This window comes from Allobosea sp. AK1 (assembly GCF_006714945.1).
GTDB classification, from domain to species: Bacteria; Pseudomonadota; Alphaproteobacteria; order Rhizobiales; family Beijerinckiaceae; genus Allobosea; species Allobosea robiniae.
Window position 1 is genome coordinate 4,104,701 of sequence record NZ_VFMG01000001.1, and the last position, 17,608, is coordinate 4,122,308.

Genomic DNA, 17,608 nt, shown 5'->3' on the forward strand with positions numbered 1-17,608 from the left:
CAGCGGACCCAGAAGCGAAACGCCCCGGACGAGCGGGGCTCGTCCGGGGCGCAAAGCTTGAAAGGGTTGGCGGTTGGACCGCCGGCCGATTACTGCGCGGCGACGATCTTGCCGGCGTCCCACTTGTACATCGAGAAGCTCGGCGAACTCAGGTCGCCGGTCTTGCCATAGGTCAGCGTGCCGATCGCGGTCTTGACCGGCATGCCCGACTGGAGCGCCTTGGCGGCGCCATTGGCATCGCCCGGCTTGCCGGCCTTCTCGATCGCGGCCTTTAGCACCTCGACCGCGGCGTAGGCGTTGAGCGTGAAGGCCTCCGGCGGGATGCCCTTCTCCTTCAGCGCCGCGACGGCCTGGGCCGAGTCGGGGTTCTTCAGCGCGTCCGTCGCGTTGGTGAAGAGCGTGCCGGTGGCACGGTCGCCGCCAATCGCCGCGAACTCCGTGTTGGAGAGGCCTTCGCCACCGATGATCGTCGCCTTCACGCCGGCGTCGGCGAGCTGGCGCGCGAGCAGGCCGCCCTCGGGGTGGTAGCCGCCGAAATAGATGGCGTCGACATTCGCAGCCTTCAGGCGCGTCACGACGGCCGAGAGGTCCTTGTCGCCGGGATTGACCGTCAGGGCGATCACTTCCTTGAGCCCGCCGGCATTGATGCCCTTCTGGAAGGCGTCGGCGAGGCCTTTGCCGTAGGTGCCCTTGTCATGGACGATCGCGATCTTCGCGTCCTTGAGGTTCTTCAGGACATAGGTCGCGGCGATGTCGGCCTGCTGGTCGTCACGGCCGCAGGTGCGGAAGACATTGGTCAGGCCGCGCGTCGTCAGCGCCGGCGAGGTCGCGGTCGGCGTCACCATCAGCACGCCGCTCTCCGAGAACACGTCCGAGACCGCCATGGCGACGCCAGAGGTCACCGGGCCGACCACGAACTTGACCTTGTCGCCGACGAGCAGGTTGGCGGAGGAGACGCCCTGCTTCGGATCGCCGGCATCGTCGGCGAGCTTCAGCACGAGCTTCTCGCCGAGCACGCCGCCATTCTTGTTGATGACGTCGACAGCGGTCTGGGCGCCATTCTTGACCTGGTCGCCATAGGCGGCGACCGGGCCGGTCAGCGGCGCGACGAGGCCGATGGTGATGTCAGCCTGCGCGGCCTGGGCGGAGAGGAACAGCGCGGCAGCGAGCGCGGCGCCGGACAGAAGTTGTGACTTTTTCATCTGCATCTCCCTACGACATGCAACTTTGGCGCGCGAGCCCGACAGGGATCGCTTGCCGCCTGTATAAGCCAGGAAGCCGGCGGAAGGCACTGCCCAAGCTTTCATCAGTCCTGTCGGGAAATGCATGGCGGTGCGGCAGGCGGTGTCGAGAGGCTGGAAAAGGCCCCGCCGCGCTCAGCCGCTGCGCGCCTTGCGCTGGGCTTCCAGCTCCTCTGTAACGGCGATCACGTCGAGATAATCCTCGTGCCGGGCCGGCGCATAGTGCGAGACATGGCCGTCGGTGAAGCTCTTCCAGGCCTCGGGGGCCGCCTCCTTCATCCCGTTCATGGCGGCGACGAAATCGTCCTTCAGCCCCTGCGGCAGGTTGGCACGGGTCGAGAACGGGCTCGCCGGGATCAGCGGCGAGGTCCAGATCACCCGGGTCGAGCCGGCCGGGATCATCCCGCGATCGGCGAGCCTTTGCGCGACGCCGTGCTCTGCATTGGTCTGGTGGGTCGCGACGATATCGAACTGGCCGCGCACCAGCGCCAGAACCGAATTGTCATGGCCGCCGGAGAAGACCGTGCCGCTGAAATGGGTCTTCGGATCGATGCCCTGCTTGCGCAGGAAATAGGAGGGGAAGGCGTAGCCGGAGGTCGAGTTCGGATCGGCGAAGGCCATCACCTTGCCCTTGAGATCGGCGAGGTTCTGGTAGGGGCTCTCCGACCGCACCAGCAGCACGGAGTAATAGCCTTCCTGCCCGTGGTTATCGACATCGCGCAGCAGCGGCTGGAGCTTGTCGCCGAGCACGCGGCGGCCGAGCGCGTAGACCGCAGGGCCGAAGCGGGCGAAATCGACCTGGTCGGCGCGCATCGCCTCGACCAGGCCGGCATAGTCGGCGACCCGGAAGAAGCGCACGGGCACGCCGAGGCGCTGCGACAGGTAATCCACCATCGGCTGGGTGCGGGCGATGGCGCCGGCCTCGTTCTCGGCGGAGGAGACGCCGAAGCGCACCTCCTTGATGCTCTGCCGCCAGTCCGGCGCCTGCGCGAAGGCGGGGGCGACGCTGCTGGCGGCGAGGCCGGCGAGGACGAGGCGGCGTGTGGGCATGATCATCTCTGTCGCGGTGAAGTTGAAAGCGCCTCGATGCGCGCCCGCGACGACAGCCGGATGGCCGGCGGATGACAGTGTCGTGAAATGAAAAAGGCCCGGCTTGCGCCGGGCCTTCCGTAGTCTCGGTAGGTGGATGGATCAGAAGTCCATGCCGCCCATGCCGCCGCCGCCCATCGGGGGCATCGGGGCGTCCTTCTTCGGCTGCTCGGCAACCATCGCCTCGGTGGTGATCAGCAGGCCAGCGATCGAAGCCGCGTCCTGGATCGCCGTACGCACGACCTTGGTCGGGTCGATGATGCCGGCCTTGACCAGATCGCCGTACTCGCCGGTCTGGGCGTTGTAGCCCCAGGCGTAGTCCTTCGACTCGAGCAGCTTGCCGATCACGACCGCGCCGTCATCGCCGGCGTTGTCGACGATCTGGCGAGCCGGAGCGGCGATCGCCTTGCGGACGATCTCGACGCCGGTCTTCTGGTCGTCGTTCTGGGTCTTGATCGACTTCACGGCCTGGAGCGAACGCAGCAGGGCAACGCCGCCGCCGGGAAGGATGCCTTCTTCGACCGCAGCGCGGGTCGCGTTCAGGGCGTCGTCGACGCGGTCCTTCTTCTCCTTGACCTCGACCTCGGTCGCGCCGCCGACGCGGATGACCGCGACGCCGCCGGCGAGCTTGGCCAGACGCTCCTGGAGCTTCTCACGGTCGTAGTCCGAGGAGGTCTCCTCGATCTGGGCCTTGATCTGGCCGACGCGAGCCTCGATGTCCTTCTTCTTGCCAGCGCCGTCGATGATCGTGGTGTTCTCCTTCTCGATGCGCACCTTCTTGGCGCGGCCGAGCATGTTGAGCGTCACAGTCTCGAGCTTGATGCCGAGGTCTTCCGAGATCATCTGACCGGCGGTCAGGATCGAGATGTCCTCGAGCATGGCCTTGCGGCGATCACCGAAGCCCGGAGCCTTGACGGCCGCGACCTTCAGGCCGCCACGGAGCTTGTTGACGACGAGCGTGGCCAGGGCCTCGCCCTCGACGTCCTCGGCGATGATGAGCAGCGGCTTGCCGGTCTGCACGACGGCCTCGAGGATCGGCAGCATCGCCTGGAGCGAGGACAGCTTCTTCTCGAAGATCAGGATGTAGGGGTCTTCCAGCTCGGCGACCATCTTCTCCGAGTTGGTGATGAAGTACGGCGAGAGGTAGCCGCGGTCGAACTGCATGCCCTCGACGACGTCGAGTTCGGTCTCGGCGGTCTTGGCCTCCTCGACGGTGATGACACCCTCGTTGCCGACCTTCTGCATGGCGGTCGAGATCATCTTGCCGACCGACTCGTCGCCGTTGGCCGAGATCGTGCCGACCTGCGCGACTTCCGCGTTCGACGTGACCTTCTTCGAGTTCTTCTTGAGGTCGGCGACGATGGCGTCGACGGCCAGGTCGATGCCGCGCTTCAGGTCCATCGGGTTCATGCCGGCCGCAACCGACTTGGCGCCTTCACGGACGATCGCCTGGGCGAGAACGGTGGCGGTGGTGGTGCCGTCGCCGGCATGGTCGTTCTGGCGCGAAGCGACTTCGCGGACCATCTGGGCGCCCATGTTCTCGAACTTGTCGGAAAGCTCGATTTCCTTGGCGACGGTGACGCCGTCCTTGGTGATGCGCGGGGCGCCGAACGACTTCTCGATCACGACGTTGCGGCCCTTCGGACCCAGCGTGACCTTCACGGCGTTGGCGAGGATATCCACGCCGCGCAGCATCTTGTCGCGGGCATCGGTGCCGAACTTGACGTCTTTAGCAGCCATGAGAGCTACTCCTTGAACTGGAAACGGAAGAGAGCGGTCAGGCGGCTATCAGCCGACGACGCCCATGATGTCGGATTCCTTCATGATCAGGAGGTCCTGACCATCGATCTTGACCTCGGTGCCCGACCACTTGCCGAACAGGACGCGGTCGCCCTTCTTGACGTCGAGGGCAACGAGCTTGCCGGCCTCGTCACGCGCGCCGGAACCGACGGCGATGACCTCGCCCTCCTGGGGCTTTTCCTTGGCGGTCTCGGGGATGATGATGCCACCCTTGGTCTTCTCTTCGCCATCCAGGCGACGGACCACGACGCGGTCATGCAAAGGACGGAACTTCATGGTTCTGTCTTCCTCTCGGTCTTATTCGTTTCGGGTGCCGCTGAAGGGCTCCCGGGGGAGGCTGTTAGCAGTCACCCGATGGGAGTGCTAACAGATGGCGGGGAGATAGGCGCGGGCGTCCGGAGAGTCAAGGAAGCGCCCCGCGATAAAGTGAACGCCGGCGGATGCGATGTCGCAGGTCGCAGCAGGCCTGCTGGCAGCAGCGCTTGAACACGCTAACATGGCGGAATGACGACGCCCTCGCCCGACCCGCGCCTCGACGCCATCGCCCGCTCCTGCGTCGCGCTGCATGTGCGCATGACGGCACGCGCCGTGACGCGGGCCTATGACGAGGCGATGCGCCCGAGCGGGCTCAAGATCACCCAGTTTGTGCTGCTCTCGGCGCTCAGCACGGGGCAATGGAAATCGGTTACGGAGCTGGCGGAACGCTTCGCGCTGGAGCGGACCTCGCTGACGCGTAACCTCCAGCTTCTGGCGACTGAGGGCATGGTCGAGCCGGTCGAGTGCCGGGGGCGGGCCTCGGTCTATGCGGTGACGGAGAAGGGCAAGGCCGCGATCGAGGCCGCGATCCCGTACTGGCGGGAGGCGCAAGACAAGATCGAGGGCGGCTTCGGCGAGGAGCGCTGGCGCGAAACCCGCGACGGCCTCAAGGCCTTGCGCCGGGCCGCGCGCGGCGAGCGCTGAGGCGGCGCTCACCGGTTGACCATCGCTCGCTGATATCTCTATCGTGCAGATACACGAATGGAGATTGGCATGAAGCGCGTGGTTGGGGTGGTGTCTCGCGAGGAACTGGTCGCGGGCGATGGCTTGAGTTTCCTGCGCGGGATCATCGCCGGCACCAATCCGGCGCCGCCCTTCGCCGACGCCATGGATTTCGAGCTGGTCGAGGCCGATGAGGGCAGGGTGGTTTTCTCCGGCCAGCCTTCGGCGCGCTTTTTCAATCCGCTGGGCACGATCCATGGAGGCTGGACCGCGACGATCCTCGATTCCGCCATGGCCTGCGCCGCCCACGCGACGCTGAAGCCGGGCGAGGGCTACACCACGCTGGAGATGAAGTTGAACTATGTCCGCCCGGTCATGCCGGACAGCGGCAAGGTGCGCTGCGAAGGCAGGCTGATACACCGCGGCAATACGGTGGTGACGACGGAGGGCAGGCTCGTCGACGCGCGGGGAAAGCTGCTCGCGCACGGCACCGAGACCTGCCTGATCTTGCAGACTAAGCCCTAGCGCCGGCTGACGGCGACGGCCCCGGCGACGATCAGCAGCGCGCCGGCATAGGTCGTGTAGAGCGGCACCTCGCCGAACACGAAGAAGCCGAGCAGGCTCGCCCAGACCAGCGCCGTGTATTCGATCGGCGCCAGGCGCGAGGCGGCCGCGTGGGCATAGGCCGAGGTCAGCGTGAGATGGCCGGCGACGCCGAGCGCTCCCGCGAAGAGATAGGCGGCGAGGTCACCGAAGCTCATCGGCACGAAGGCGTACCAGGCCGGAATGGCGAGGCACAGCGCCGGCCCGCAATTCTGAAAGGCGACGATGACGGTCGGGTGCTCGCGCACGGCGATGCGCCTGAGCAGGATCAGATTGAAGGCGTAGCTGACGGCCGAGAACAGCGCGGCAGCGACGCCGAGGCTGGCCCCGCTGACATGGCCCTGTAGGCGCGGCCAGACCATGACCAGCATGCCGGCGAGCCCGAAGCCGAGCGCCTGCAGGATGCGCCTGTCGATCTTCTCCTTGAGGATCAATCCCCCGAGCAGCGCGACGAAGACCGGCGCGAGGAAAGACAGCGTCAACGCTTCCGCCAAGGGCAGCACCGAGACCGAGTAGAAGAAGCTGCCTGCCGTCAGCACGACGATCGGTACGCGCACGATATTGCCGATGAGGCTGGCGCGGGTCGGGCGTGCCGGGCGCGCGATCGCCAGCACCGCAAGGGCACAGAGCCCGCCCATCAGGAAGCGCATGAACAGCGCCACGATGAAGGAATGCTGCTGCATCTGGCCCTTGATGACCGCATCCATGGCAGTCAGCAGGGCGATGCCGAGCGCGGCCCGGAAGGCGATGGACAAGGTCATGGGCCGGGGCGCAGCCGCTTGCGGAAATGATACTCCCAGCTTTCCGAGGCATCGCCGAGATAGCGCTCGCCCGGCCAGCGCATGAAGCCGAGCTTCTCGTAGAAGCGATGACCGCGGGTGAAGCGCGTGTCCGACCAGAGCGTCATCTCGGCGAAGCCGCCCTGTTCGGCGAAGTCCATCGCCCTGGCGAAGAGGGCCTGTGCCAGCCCGGCGCCCCGGAACGTGGGGTCGACATAGACCTTGGCAAGCTCGGCGGCGTTCTGCTCGGGAACCGGCACGATGCCGAGGGAGCCGGCAATGCGTCCGTCCGGTCCATCCACGATCCAGAGCATGCCGCCTTTGGCTGCGAAAGCGGTCGCGGGCCGGCGCAGCTCCGGAAGCTCCGCCTCGACGAAAACGCAGCCCGGATATTCCGCGAAGCTCGCCGCGATCAGGGCGGAGAGCGGACCGGAATCGTCGTCATGGGCAAGCCGGATGGGCGGGGTCATGACGCCTGCCTTAGGGTCAAATCCTCCCGTCGTACAGGTGTGGGAACGGCGTTGCGCAATGCCGTGGCAGCAGGGCGGGCGGGAGCGCCTTCGCAGCTTCCCCTTGGAAATATCGCCCCGTCCGGCTACCCCCGATCCGAAGGGCGGTGCGGCTGGTTTGAGTCGCGTGCTTCAACCGTGGCAACGCAGAGATCGGGACGAGGCGGCGAAGGCACGATGACCGTTCTTCTGCCCTTCATCGTCAATGCCGGGCTGAATTTCGTCCTCGGGCTGCTCGTCGCCCTGTTCCTCGGCCCGGAGGCCTTCGGGCTCTACGCCATCGGCGCCGCCACCGTCGTGCTCGTCAACACGGCGCTGCTCGACTGGCTGAAGCTCTCGGTCGTCCGCTTCTACTCCCTGCAGAGCCGCGAGAGCGACCCCGGCATCCGCGCGACGCTCGATCTGCTCTTCGCCGGTGTCGCTCTGTCCCTCTCGGCCCTTCTGGCGGCGGCGATGCTCGCCGGGGTCGATACCGGATTGCCGTCCGCACTGCTGATGGCTGCGGTCGCCGGCGGTATCGCTGCCGGCTGGTTCGATTATCACGCCGCCATCGCCCGCGCCCGCTTCCTCGATGCAGCCTATGCCCGGCTCGTCCTGGTCAGGAGCGTGGCGGCCCTGCTGCTGATGGTCGGCGGCGCCTGGTGGACCCGCGATCCGACCGTCGTCCTGCTCGGCGGCGTGCTCAGCGCGGGCGCTGCCGTTCTCGCCAATCGCGGCCGTCTGGCCGATGCGAAGCCGGCACCGGGCGCACCGCGGACGGATTTGATGCGCAATTTCGCGCGCTATGCCCTGCCGCTGGTCGCAGGCAATGCGGTCTACGCCGCGATCCCGCTTATCAACCGCGCCATCCTGGCCGATCGCCATGGCTTCGCCGAGGCCGGCTATTTCTCGCTGGCCTCCGATATCGGCCTGCGGCTTTTCCCCGTGCTGGCCTCGATGCTCGAGATCGTGCTGCTGCGCGAGATCATCAGCCTCGACGAGACGCGTGGACGCATCGCCGCGCAGAAGCGCATCGCCCGCAACATGGTCGTGGTGATCGCCTGCGTGCTGCCGGTCGCGCTTGGCTTCTGGCTGATCCTGCCGGCCTTCGAGCGGCTCTTCGTTCCCCAGGGCTTCCGCGGCCATTTCGCCGATCATATGGCGCTGCTTCTGCCCGGCTTCGCTGCGATCGCACTGTTCCAGGCGGCGCTCGCGCCCGTCTTCCTGCTGGCGAAGCGTACGCTTATTGCCGCGCTGGCTGCCCTGACGGGGCTGGCCGTCGACCTCGCCATCATCTTCGCCCTGCCGGGCACGCTCGCGCCGACGACGGTCTCGATCGCGCAGAGCGCCGCCTATCTGACGGCGCTGCTGGTCACCGCGGTGGTGGCGCTGCGCGCGCTTCCGGCATCGCCGCCTTGGCGCGAGATCGCATGCGTCCTCGCCGCCGGCGCCGCGATGGGGCTCGCGATCTGGCCGCTGCGCGGCACGCTGCCGGCGGCGCTTGAACTCCCGCTCCAGGTCGCGCTCGGCGGGCTGGTCTATGCGGCGGTGCTCCTGGCCTGCGATGTCGGCCGCTGGCGCACGGGCCTGAAGCTGCGCTGGCTCGCCCGGCGCTCCGCGCGCCGGTGAGGCTGCGCTGGCAAGGTTTCCTTCACCCTGTCGCTTGACCGCCTGCTAAGGTTAATTCCGCGAATTCAGCGGCTTCGAGCCGGTTTCTGCGCCTAAGAGTCAACGATTCACCATTCCTTTGAAGGCAAGCCGCAGGCTTCCGGCAGTTGATGTCGAGAGTGCTTGCGTCATGCGTCGAAAGATTCTTCTCCCGCTCCTCGCCGTTGTCGGGGCCATGGCCGTTGCCGCTCCGGTTGCCGCGCAGGGCACTCGCCAGAACTACGGCTATGCCGCACCGGGCGACCCGATGGCCGCGAGCCGCGGACACGGCAATTATGGCGGCGGCTTCATCGAGATGCTGATGACCGGGCGCGATCCGACGCCTTATGGCCGCGGTGGCGCGGTCTATAACCGCCCCGGCGGCTATGCCTATGGCCAGCGCATGCAGCCGCAGGGCGGCTACGAGCCGGACCCGTTCGAGGCGGCGCGCCAGCCGCGTGCCACACGCCGCATGGCCGCTCTCGGCGAGCCGGTCGAGCCGCAGCAGGGCATCCAGCAGATCGTCGACCCGCGCTTCCGCAAGCAGGAAGTCGCCTATGACGGGCCGCACAAGCCGGGCACGATCATCATCGATACGCCGCAGCGCTTCCTCTTCCTGGTGCAGCCGGGCGGCCGGGCCATGCGCTACGGCATCGGCGTTGGCCGGCCGGGCTTCTCCTGGGCCGGTATGAAGACGATCACCCGCAAGGCGGAATGGCCGAGCTGGACGCCTCCGTCCGAGATGCTGAAGCGCCGGCCAGACCTGCCGCGCTTCATGGCCGGCGGCCCCGAAAATCCGATGGGCGCGCGCGCCATGTATCTCGGCTCGACGCTCTACCGCATCCACGGCACCAACGAACCGAACACGATCGGGCAGGCGGTCTCGTCAGGCTGCATCCGCATGACCAATGACGACGTCACCGATCTCTACGAGCGTGTCCGCGTCGGCGCCAAGGTGCTGGTGATCTGAGGCACAGCCTCATCTGACACCGATCGACAAAAACGGCGGCCTCGCATCGCGGGCCGCCGTTTGCATTCTATCCTGGTGACAAGACGGGGAAGGCGATCTCAAACCCAGCTGTCGTCGTCCCCGCCGCCATCGTCGAAGCCGGGATCGGCGTCGTCATGGCCGGCGTTCTGGTAACTGGCCTCGCCGTCATAGCCCTGGCCGTAGCCGCCATCCTGCGCGGTCTGGTCGGCGGCAGGCTGGGCTGCGGCTGCCTGGTCGGCAGCCGGTTGCGGCGTCGCCGCCGCGTTGCTGCCGGAGCTGGCGGTGTCGCTCGCGGTCTGGGCCGCGGGCTTGCTGCCGCCACCGAAGGCATTGGTCAGCACATTGCCGAGCATCATGCCGCCGGCGACGCCGGCCGCGGTGGTCAGCGCGCTCGCCATGAAGCCGCCGCCGCCAGCTTGCTGCTGCGGCTGGTTGCTCCACGGGCCGGGCTGCGCTGCCTGCTGCATCGGCATGGCCTGGCCGGGAGCTCCTTGCGCCTGAGGCTGCGTGTTCCAGGCGGCGGAGGGTGCGGCTGCGTCGGCGCGCTGCGGCACGGGTGGGACCGAGCCGGTGCGCGGCACCGACCCACCGCCGAATATGCCGGACAGGAAGCCGCCGGCCTGCGGCTGGGCCGCCTCGCTGGCGCGCGTCTGCGCCTCGCGCAATTGCGCCTGCAGGCTCTCGACCTGCTGGTTCAGGTTGGCCAGCGCCTGCTCCTGCACATAGACCGCCTGGGCCATGGCATAGGGCGCATAGGGCTGCTCGCGCAGGCGTTCTGCGATGAAATTCTCAGCCTCGGGGTCGCGGGGCTGATTGGCCGCCTGCTTCAGGCGGTCGAAAATCCCGGCGATCACGTCGCGTTCCTGCGGCGTCATCGTCATCTCCTCTCGTTGCGCGGTGCGGTTGCGCCGCGCTCAAGAGGTGGGATCGGCCTGTGACGGTATCAAGGCGGCGCCGTGACCGCATCGGACCGAGAAGCGAATTTCACTTTTCGGGAGAATCCGGTGCGGCATCAGGCAGGCTGTTCGGCCTCAGATGCTGCCGAAATCGTCGTCCGGCGGCGGCGCCTCGTCGATCTCGGACGGTGCCTGCAGCGTGCCGCGGTTGAGCACCACGACGGTCGTGCCGGTCGGGACGCGGCCATAGAGGTCGATGATGTCCTGGTTGAACAGGCGGATGCAGCCCGAGGAAACGGACTTGCCGATCGACCACGGCTCGGAGGTGCCATGGATGCGATAGAGCGTGTCGCGGCCGCCCTGGTAGAGATAGAGCGCGCGGGCGCCGAGCGGGTTCTCGAGGCCGCCGGCCATGCCGCCGGCCCAGGGGCGGTTCCGCTCCGGCTCGCGGGCGATCATCGCCGGGGTCGGGGTCCAGCGCGGCCACTGCGCCTTGCGGGCGACCGTGGCGCGGCCGCGCCAGGACATGCCCTGCTTGCCGACGCCGATGCCGTAACGCACGGCGCGGCCGCCTTCCATCACGAGATAGAGATAGCGGTTGTCGGTATCGACGACGATCGTGCCGGGCTGCTCGCGGGTCGGGTAGGAGACGATCCGGCGCAGGAACTGCGGCTCGACCTCGGAAAGGTCCGTCGCGGGCAGCGGGTGCTGCTCATCCGGCCGCTCGCCATACATCGCCAGATATTCGGCGCTGATATGCGGCCCCTGATGCGCGACCTCGAACGGCTCCGGGCGTCGGTTCGCGACGCAGGCGGCAAGGAAGAGCGGGCTCAGCGCAGCGAAGACGCGGCGGGTCGGCCGGGCGAGGGGGGAGGCGGATGGGCGGTCGGGGGACATCGACAGACAACTCGGTGTTACGGGCGAAATGAACGGCGGGGCGGCGCCTTGAGTTCCATGCGCCGTTGCTCACCCTCGTTCAAGGTTGCCGAGATGGCCGTGGGGTGAACAGGAGATGGCCAAATTGTGTCCGTGCAACGCTGTTGCCGTTCGGCAACAGGGCGGATGGCCGCCTCGCCAGGTCAGGTGGCTTCCCGCAATCCCCATTTGAGCAGGCCGAGCTTCTCGCGAGCCCACCAGCGCCAGAGCATCATCACGGCGACGAGCGAAAGCCCGATCACCAGCCCGATCCAGATGCCGCTGCCGGCGAGCGGAGTCAGGAAACCCAGCGCCGCGGAGAGCGGCAGTCCGATGCCCCAGTAGCCTATGCCGGCGAGAATCATCGGCAGGCGCGTGTCGCCGAGGCCGCGCAGGATCGACGACCCGATGACCTGCGCCCCGTCCGCGATCTGGAAGAGGGCGGCGTAGAACAGGAAGGCCACCGCGATCTGGGCCACCGCTTCCGCACCGGGCTTCGAGCGGTCGAGGAAGGGGGCGATCAGCCAATGCGGCACGGTCGCCATCAGCAGCGCCGTGAAGCACATGAAGCTCAGCGCCAGGATGAGCGCCATCATGCCGGCGCGCCGGATGCCCTCCTTGTCGCCGGAGCCGAAGGCGCGCCCGACCCGCACCGTCCCGGCCTGGCCGATGCCGAGCGGCACCATGAAGGCGAGTGAGGCGATCTGGATCGCGATGGCGTGGGCCGCGAGCGCGGTCGAGCCGATCAGGCCCATCATGAAGGCGGCGCCGTAGAAGATCAGCGATTCGAAGGAGAGCGTCAGCGAGATCGGCAGGCCCATGCGCCAGAAGGCGCGGTAGCGCGGCCAGTCCGGCACCCAGAAGCGGCCGAACAGCCGATAGCGCCGGAAACGCCTGTCCCACATGACCACCAGCGCGAGGCCGAGGAACATCAGGGTTGAGGACAAGGCCGTGGCCATTCCGGAGCCGGGCAGGCCGAGCGCCGGAAAGCCGAGCCGCCCGAACATCAGGCACCAGTTGGCAAAGGCGTTGAACGCCACCGCGAAGAGCACGACGATGAAAGCCCAGCGCGGCCGCTGCAGCGCGGCGACGAAGCCGCGCAGGCACAGATAGAGGAAGAAGGGCAGCAGCCCCCATTGCAGCGTGTGGAGATAGGACGCGGCGGCCTTCGACAGGGCGGGGTCCTGACCCATCGCTCTCAGGATGAATTCGGCCTGCCAGAGGAAGAGCCACATCGGCCCGACCATGGTCGCCGCGGCCCAGAAGCCCTGGCGGACCGTGCGGCGCAGATCGCGCACCGCATGCCGGTTGCGGCCGAGCTCGATCGCGATCATCGGCGAGACCGCGCCCATCGCACCGATGCCGAAGATCAGGGTTGCATTGTAGAGATTGGTGCCGAGCGCGCCGGCTGCCAGCGCATCCGGGCCGAACTGGCCCATCATGATGACGTCGGTGGCGGTCATCGCCGTCTGCGCGACATTGGTCAGCACCATCGGCCAGCTCAGGGCCAGCATGGCGCGGGCTTCCCCGAGCCAGGAATGATGCGGGCGGGATTCGACGATCTCAGACATGGGGCGCTGCTTCTACCCCCGATCGGAGCATCGAAACAGCCGCCGCTACGCGCTTCACCGTTCGGAGCCGATGCGCTGGACGCGGGTCGACAACCGTCGCCGCGGTCTGCATCTTGCCTCGGAAATTGCTGGAGGGCCTGAACCGATGAGCACCAATCTGAGGATCGACGGCGCGAGGTTGACCTCGCGCCTCGCGGAACTCTCGAAGATCGGCGCGACGCCGGAAGGCGGCTGCCGGCGCCTCGCCCTGACCGATGAGGACAAGCAGGGGCGCGACTGGCTCGTCGCCCAGATGAGGGCACTCGGCCTCGATACCCGCGTCGATGCCATCGGCAATATCGTCGGCGTCCTGAAGGGCCAGCAGGACGGTCCTGCCGTCATCATGGGCTCGCATATCGACACCGTCGGCACCGGCGGGCGCTTCGACGGCGCGCTTGGCGTCGTCGCCGGCGTCGAGGTTCTCGCCGCCTTGCGCGATGCCGGACTGACGCCGAAGCGTGACATGGCGGTGATCGCCTTCACCAACGAGGAAGGCGCGCGCTTCCACCCCGACATGCTCGGCTCCTATGTCTGGGCCGGCGGCATGAGCGTCGAGGCGGCGCACAGGGAAGTCGATTCAGACGGCATTGGCCTCGGCGCTGAATTGAAGCGCATCGGCTACGAGGGCGTGGAGAAGCCGGGCTTCCTGCCGGCCTATGCCTATATCGAGATGCATATCGAGCAGGGGCCGATCCTCGAGAACGAGGGCGGCGGGCTCGGTGCCGTCACCGGCATCCAGGGCATCTGCTGGCTGGAACTCACCCTGAAGGGCCGCCCCAGCCACGCCGGCACGACGCCGATGGCCTATCGCAAGGACCCGGGGCTCGCTGCCGCGCGCATCAACATCTTCGCCAACGAGCTCACCAAGACCATTCCCAACCAGCTCGCCAATAGCGGCGTCATCCGCGTCCAGCCCGGCAACGTCAATGTCGTGCCCGAAACCGTGGTGATGACGCTCGACCTGCGCAACCCGCTCGATGCGCCGCTCGCAAAGGCTGAGGAAGCTGTGCGCCGCTTCTGTGCCGAGCTCGCCGAGCGCGACGGCATCGAGGTCTCCTTCCGCGATCTCGCCCGCTTCCCGGCGACGCCCTTTGCCGAGGAGATCATCGCCGAGGTCGAGCGCAGCGCCGGCGAATTCGGCTTGGCCGTCCGGCGCATGATCTCCGGCGCCGGCCACGACGCGCAGATGATGGCGCGGCTCTGCCCGACGGCGATGGTGTTCATCCCCTCGATCGGCGGGCTCTCGCACAACCCGGCCGAGTTCAGCACCGATGACGACATGATCGCCGGCGCGAACATCCTGCTCACCACCGCCTGGCGTGTCGCCAACGCCTGAGAGGTCCCCAGATGACGACGATCGCCTCGCTTTCCGCCGCCGAGCTCGGCCCGCTCTATGCCAGCAAGCAGCTCTCTCCCGTCGAGGTCGCGAAGGATGCGCTCGCCCGCATCGAGCGCTTCGAGCCCGCGGTCAATGCCTTCGCCGTCCGTGACGAGGCGGTCACGCTGGCCATGGCCGAAGCCTCGCAGGGGCGCTGGCTGAAGGGCGAGGCGATCGGCCCGCTCGATGGCGTGCCCGTCACCATCAAGGACAATCTCGGCGTCGCCGGCTGGTCGATGCAGCGCGGCTCGGCCATCGCCTCCGGTGCGCCCTTCGCCGAGGATTCCCCCATTACTGCGCGGCTGCGCGAGGCCGGAACGGTCTTCCTCGGCAAGACCACCATGCCGGAATACGGCTGGAAGGGCGTCGGCGATTCGCCGCTCACCGGCATCACCCGCAATCCCTGGAACACCGGAACCGGGCCGGGCGGCTCCTCGTCGGGTGCGGCCGTCTGTGCCGCGCTCAATCTCGGCTGCCTCCACATGGGCACCGACGGGGCGGGCTCCATCCGCATTCCCGCAGCCTTCACCGGTGTCGTCGGCCTGAAGCCGAGCTACGGGCGCGTCCCGGCCTGGCCGATCTCGGTTATGGGCTTCCTCGCTCATCTCGGCCCGCTGACCCGCACCGTCACCGATACGGCGCTGGCGATGAAGGTGATCGGCCAGCCCGACGCGCGCGACATGACGGCGCTGACCGATCGCCCGCCGGATTATGTCGACGGGCTCAAGGGCGGCCTGAGGGGTCTGCGCGTCGCCTGGTCTCCGCGCCTTGGCCAGGACGTGACCGTCGATCCCGAGATCGCGGCGCTGACGGCCGCCGCCGCGCAGGTCTTCGCCGAGCTTGGCGCGACGGTGGAGGAGGTCGATCCCGGCTTCGACGATCCGATCGAGATCCTGATGACCCTCTGGGCCTCGGGAGCGGCGCTGGCATTGAAGAGCATCGACGCCGCCGGCCGCAAGCAGATGGACCCCGGCCTCGTCGCGGTGGCGGAACAGGGCGAGCGTATCCCCGCCTCGGATTATGTCGACGCGCTGCTGAACCGGCGCAGTGCGCTGGCCTATCGGATGGCGCAATTCCATCAGACATACGACCTGCTGCTGACGCCGACACTGCCGCTGCCGGCCTTCACTGTGGGGCGCGATACGCCCCAGCATGGCGCCTATGGCGAGGACTGGACGCGCTGGACGCCCTTCACCTACCCCTTCAACATCACCGAGCAGCCGGCGATCTCGGTGCCCTGCGGTCTGACGAAGGCCGGCCTGCCGGCCGCGCTCCAGATCGTCGGCGCCTTCGGCAAGGACGCGCTCGTGCTGCGGGCTGCGGCGGCGTTCGAGCTGGCACGGCCCTTCGCGCGCGTCGATGAACCGGTCAAACCGATTTAATCGCGATTTTTCATTCTTTCCGGAACCGGGCCCGAAATGGCCCGTGCGGAACCGAAACAGCGGGCTCCCGCCCGAAAGTTCCGTCTGGCACGAACCGTGCAGGCGGCGAGGTGGCCCTGGTCGGGTGCTGCTGCGAGTTGTCAGGCGGAGTTTTTCTGCCCAAACTCGCGCCAAGGCAGCCCGTCTAGAGGCGCCGTTCCAGGGGAGAGCAAGATGGATCGCAGGACGTTTCTGAAATCCGCGACGGGCGCCGGCATGGCTGCCGCGACCGGCGGGCTGGCGATGCCGGCCCTCGCGCAAAGTCCAAGCAAGACCCTACGCTTCGTACCGCAGGCCAATCTCGCCAATTTCGACCCGATCTGGGGGACGCAATACGTCGTCCGCAACGCAGCGGCGCTGGTCTGGGATACGCTTTACGGCATCGATTCCAAGTTCCAGCCGCAACGCCAGATGGTCGAGGCCGAGGAGGTCTCCTCCGACGGCCTGAACTGGACCTTCAAGCTGCGCTCGGGCCTCAAGTTCCATGACGGCACGCCCGTCACCTCCAAGGACGTGGTCGCGAGCCTCGTTCGCTGGTCGGCGCGCGATCCGATGGGCCTGATGCTCCGTGCCATCCAGGTGGAGCTCGCGCCGGTCGACGAACTGACCTGGAAATGGTCGCTGAAGCAGCCCTTCCCGAAAATGCTGCTGGCGCTGGCCAAGAACAACGCGCCCTGTTCCTTCGTGATGCCCGAGCGCATCGCCAAGACCGATCCCTTCACCCAGATCACCGAATATATCGGCTCCGGTCCGATGAAGTTCCTCCAGAAGGAATGGGTGCCGGGTGCCAAGGCGGTGTTCGAGAAATTCGCGGACTACAAGCCGCGTTCGGAGAAGGCCGATTGGCTCGCCGGTGGCAAGAACATCCTCGTCGACCGCGTGGAATGGGTGATCATGCCCGACCCGGCGACGGCCGCGGCCGCCCTCCAGAATGGCGAGGTCGACTGGTGGGAGACCCCGCTCGCCGATCTCGTGCCGGTGCTGAAGGGCCACAAGGACATCAATGTCGATATCGGCGATCCGCTCGGCAATGTCGGCGCCTTCCGCATGAACCACCTGTTCCCGCCCTTCAACAACGTGAAGGTGCGTCAGGCCGTGCTGACGGCCATGAACCAGGAAGACTACATGCGGGCCGTCGTCGGCGATGACGACAAGCTCTGGAAGCCGCTGCCCGGCTTCTTCACCCCGGGCACCCCGCTCTACACCGAGGAGGGAGGGGAGATCCTGAAGAAGCGCAACGTCGCCGAGGCCAAGAAGCTCCTCGCGGAGGCCGGCTACAAGGGCGAGCCGGTGGTCTGCGTCGTCGCGCAGGACATGGCCGCGACCAAGTCGATGGGCGACGTCACGGCGGAATTGCTCAAGAGCATCGGCATGAATGTCGATTTCGTCGCCACCGACTGGGGCACGGTCGGCTCCCGCCGCGCCCAGAAGACGCCTCCGGGGCAGGGCGGCTGGAGCATGTTCCACACCTGGCATGCCGGTGCCGACTGCATCAATCCGGCCGCCTATACCGCGATCCGCGCCAATGGCGACAAGGCCTGGTTCGGCTGGCCCGACGTGCCCGCCGTCGAGACCGAGGTCACCAACTGGTTCAACGCCAAGGACCTGGCCGAGGAAAAGGCGGCGATGGGCCGCCTCAACAAGGCCGCCGTCGAGAACGTCGTCTTCGCGCCGACGGGCTTCTATCTCGGCTACCAGGCCTGGCGGAAGAACGTCACCGGCGTGGTCAGCGGGCCGCTGCCGTTCTTCTGGGACGTCAAGAAGGACTGATA

General features: G+C 67.5%; 16 protein-coding genes. 7 read left to right on the top strand and 9 right to left on the bottom strand.

Features of this window, described 5'->3' with window-relative positions; genetic code table 11:
• Window positions 1-89 precede the first annotated feature (89 nt).
• The 4 genes from FHT98_RS19765 to groES all read right to left on the bottom strand — a co-directional run bounded on the left by FHT98_RS19765 (window position 90) and on the right by groES (window position 4,406).
• Window positions 90-1,202 (bottom strand): branched-chain amino acid ABC transporter substrate-binding protein, encoded by a 1,113-nt coding sequence (locus FHT98_RS19765; RefSeq protein ID WP_465246918.1) that lies wholly within the window; start codon window positions 1,200-1,202, stop codon window positions 90-92.
• A 174-nt stretch (window positions 1,203-1,376) separates the two neighbouring features.
• Window positions 1,377-2,291, bottom strand: a complete 915-nt coding sequence (gene phnD / locus FHT98_RS19770; protein WP_185745224.1) for a phosphate/phosphite/phosphonate ABC transporter substrate-binding protein — start codon at window positions 2,289-2,291, stop codon at window positions 1,377-1,379.
• A 141-nt stretch (window positions 2,292-2,432) separates the two neighbouring features.
• On the bottom strand, window positions 2,433-4,070 hold the full coding sequence (gene groL / locus FHT98_RS19775) for a chaperonin GroEL (protein WP_091855793.1): 1,638 nt from the start codon (window positions 4,068-4,070) through the stop codon (window positions 2,433-2,435).
• A gap of 48 nt (window positions 4,071-4,118) precedes the next feature.
• The gene (groES, locus tag FHT98_RS19780) at window positions 4,119-4,406 is read right to left on the bottom strand and encodes a co-chaperone GroES (protein WP_061964603.1); all 288 of its coding nucleotides are present in this window, start codon (window positions 4,404-4,406) and stop codon (window positions 4,119-4,121) included.
• A 228-nt stretch (window positions 4,407-4,634) separates the two neighbouring features.
• On the opposite strand from groES, the gene FHT98_RS19785 reads away from it, so the two are divergent.
• Together FHT98_RS19785 and FHT98_RS19790 are read left to right on the top strand one after the other, a co-directional pair.
• Window positions 4,635-5,090 (top strand): MarR family winged helix-turn-helix transcriptional regulator, encoded by a 456-nt coding sequence (locus FHT98_RS19785; protein ID WP_142115017.1) that lies wholly within the window; start codon window positions 4,635-4,637, stop codon window positions 5,088-5,090.
• 69 nt (window positions 5,091-5,159) lie between these two features.
• Window positions 5,160-5,633, top strand: coding sequence for a PaaI family thioesterase (locus FHT98_RS19790; protein WP_210244393.1), 474 nt, complete (start codon window positions 5,160-5,162; stop codon window positions 5,631-5,633).
• Here the strand turns inward: FHT98_RS19790 and FHT98_RS19795 are convergent.
• Window positions 5,630-6,472 (bottom strand): DMT family transporter, encoded by an 843-nt coding sequence (locus tag FHT98_RS19795; protein WP_244511884.1) that lies wholly within the window; start codon window positions 6,470-6,472, stop codon window positions 5,630-5,632. The genes FHT98_RS19790 and FHT98_RS19795 overlap by 4 nt on opposite strands.
• Entirely contained in the window at window positions 6,469-6,960 is a 492-nt protein-coding gene (locus FHT98_RS19800) for a GNAT family N-acetyltransferase (protein ID WP_142115019.1), read from the bottom strand. Before FHT98_RS19800 ends, FHT98_RS19795 begins: the two co-directional genes overlap by 4 nt.
• 216 nt (window positions 6,961-7,176) lie before the next feature.
• On the opposite strand from FHT98_RS19800, the gene FHT98_RS19805 reads away from it, so the two are divergent.
• Both FHT98_RS19805 and FHT98_RS19810 read left to right on the top strand, forming a co-directional pair.
• Entirely contained in the window at window positions 7,177-8,607 is a 1,431-nt protein-coding gene (locus FHT98_RS19805; protein WP_142115020.1) for a lipopolysaccharide biosynthesis protein, read from the top strand.
• Window positions 8,608-8,776: 169 nt separating this feature from the next.
• Window positions 8,777-9,595: a L,D-transpeptidase gene (locus tag FHT98_RS19810; protein ID WP_142115021.1), complete on the top strand. Its 819-nt coding sequence runs from the start codon at window positions 8,777-8,779 to the stop codon at window positions 9,593-9,595.
• 98 nt (window positions 9,596-9,693) lie between these two features.
• Here the strand turns inward: FHT98_RS19810 and FHT98_RS19815 are convergent, their stop codons facing one another.
• From FHT98_RS19815 to FHT98_RS19825, 3 genes are all read right to left on the bottom strand, one after another.
• On the bottom strand, window positions 9,694-10,491 hold the full coding sequence (locus tag FHT98_RS19815) for a DUF2076 domain-containing protein (RefSeq protein ID WP_142115022.1): 798 nt from the start codon (window positions 10,489-10,491) through the stop codon (window positions 9,694-9,696).
• A 156-nt stretch (window positions 10,492-10,647) separates the two neighbouring features.
• Entirely contained in the window at window positions 10,648-11,409 is a 762-nt protein-coding gene (locus FHT98_RS19820; RefSeq protein ID WP_061964587.1) for a L,D-transpeptidase, read from the bottom strand.
• Window positions 11,410-11,591: 182 nt separating this feature from the next.
• Window positions 11,592-12,998, bottom strand: a complete 1,407-nt coding sequence (locus tag FHT98_RS19825) for an MATE family efflux transporter (protein ID WP_248309261.1) — start codon at window positions 12,996-12,998, stop codon at window positions 11,592-11,594.
• 145 nt (window positions 12,999-13,143) lie between these two features.
• Here FHT98_RS19825 and FHT98_RS19830 point away from each other — a divergent pair, with 145 nt between their 5' ends.
• The 3 genes from FHT98_RS19830 to FHT98_RS19840 all read left to right on the top strand — a co-directional run bounded on the left by FHT98_RS19830 (window position 13,144) and on the right by FHT98_RS19840 (window position 17,606).
• The gene (locus tag FHT98_RS19830) at window positions 13,144-14,373 is read left to right on the top strand and encodes a M20 family metallo-hydrolase (protein ID WP_142115023.1); all 1,230 of its coding nucleotides are present in this window, start codon (window positions 13,144-13,146) and stop codon (window positions 14,371-14,373) included.
• 11 nt (window positions 14,374-14,384) lie between these two features.
• Window positions 14,385-15,797, top strand: a complete 1,413-nt coding sequence (locus FHT98_RS19835) for an amidase (RefSeq protein WP_142115024.1) — start codon at window positions 14,385-14,387, stop codon at window positions 15,795-15,797.
• Window positions 15,798-16,010: 213 nt separating this feature from the next.
• Window positions 16,011-17,606 carry an ABC transporter substrate-binding protein gene (locus FHT98_RS19840; RefSeq protein WP_061964580.1) on the top strand — a complete coding sequence of 532 codons (1,596 nt, stop codon included), beginning with the start codon at window positions 16,011-16,013 and terminating at the stop codon, window positions 17,604-17,606.
• Window positions 17,607-17,608: the final 2 nt, after the last annotated feature.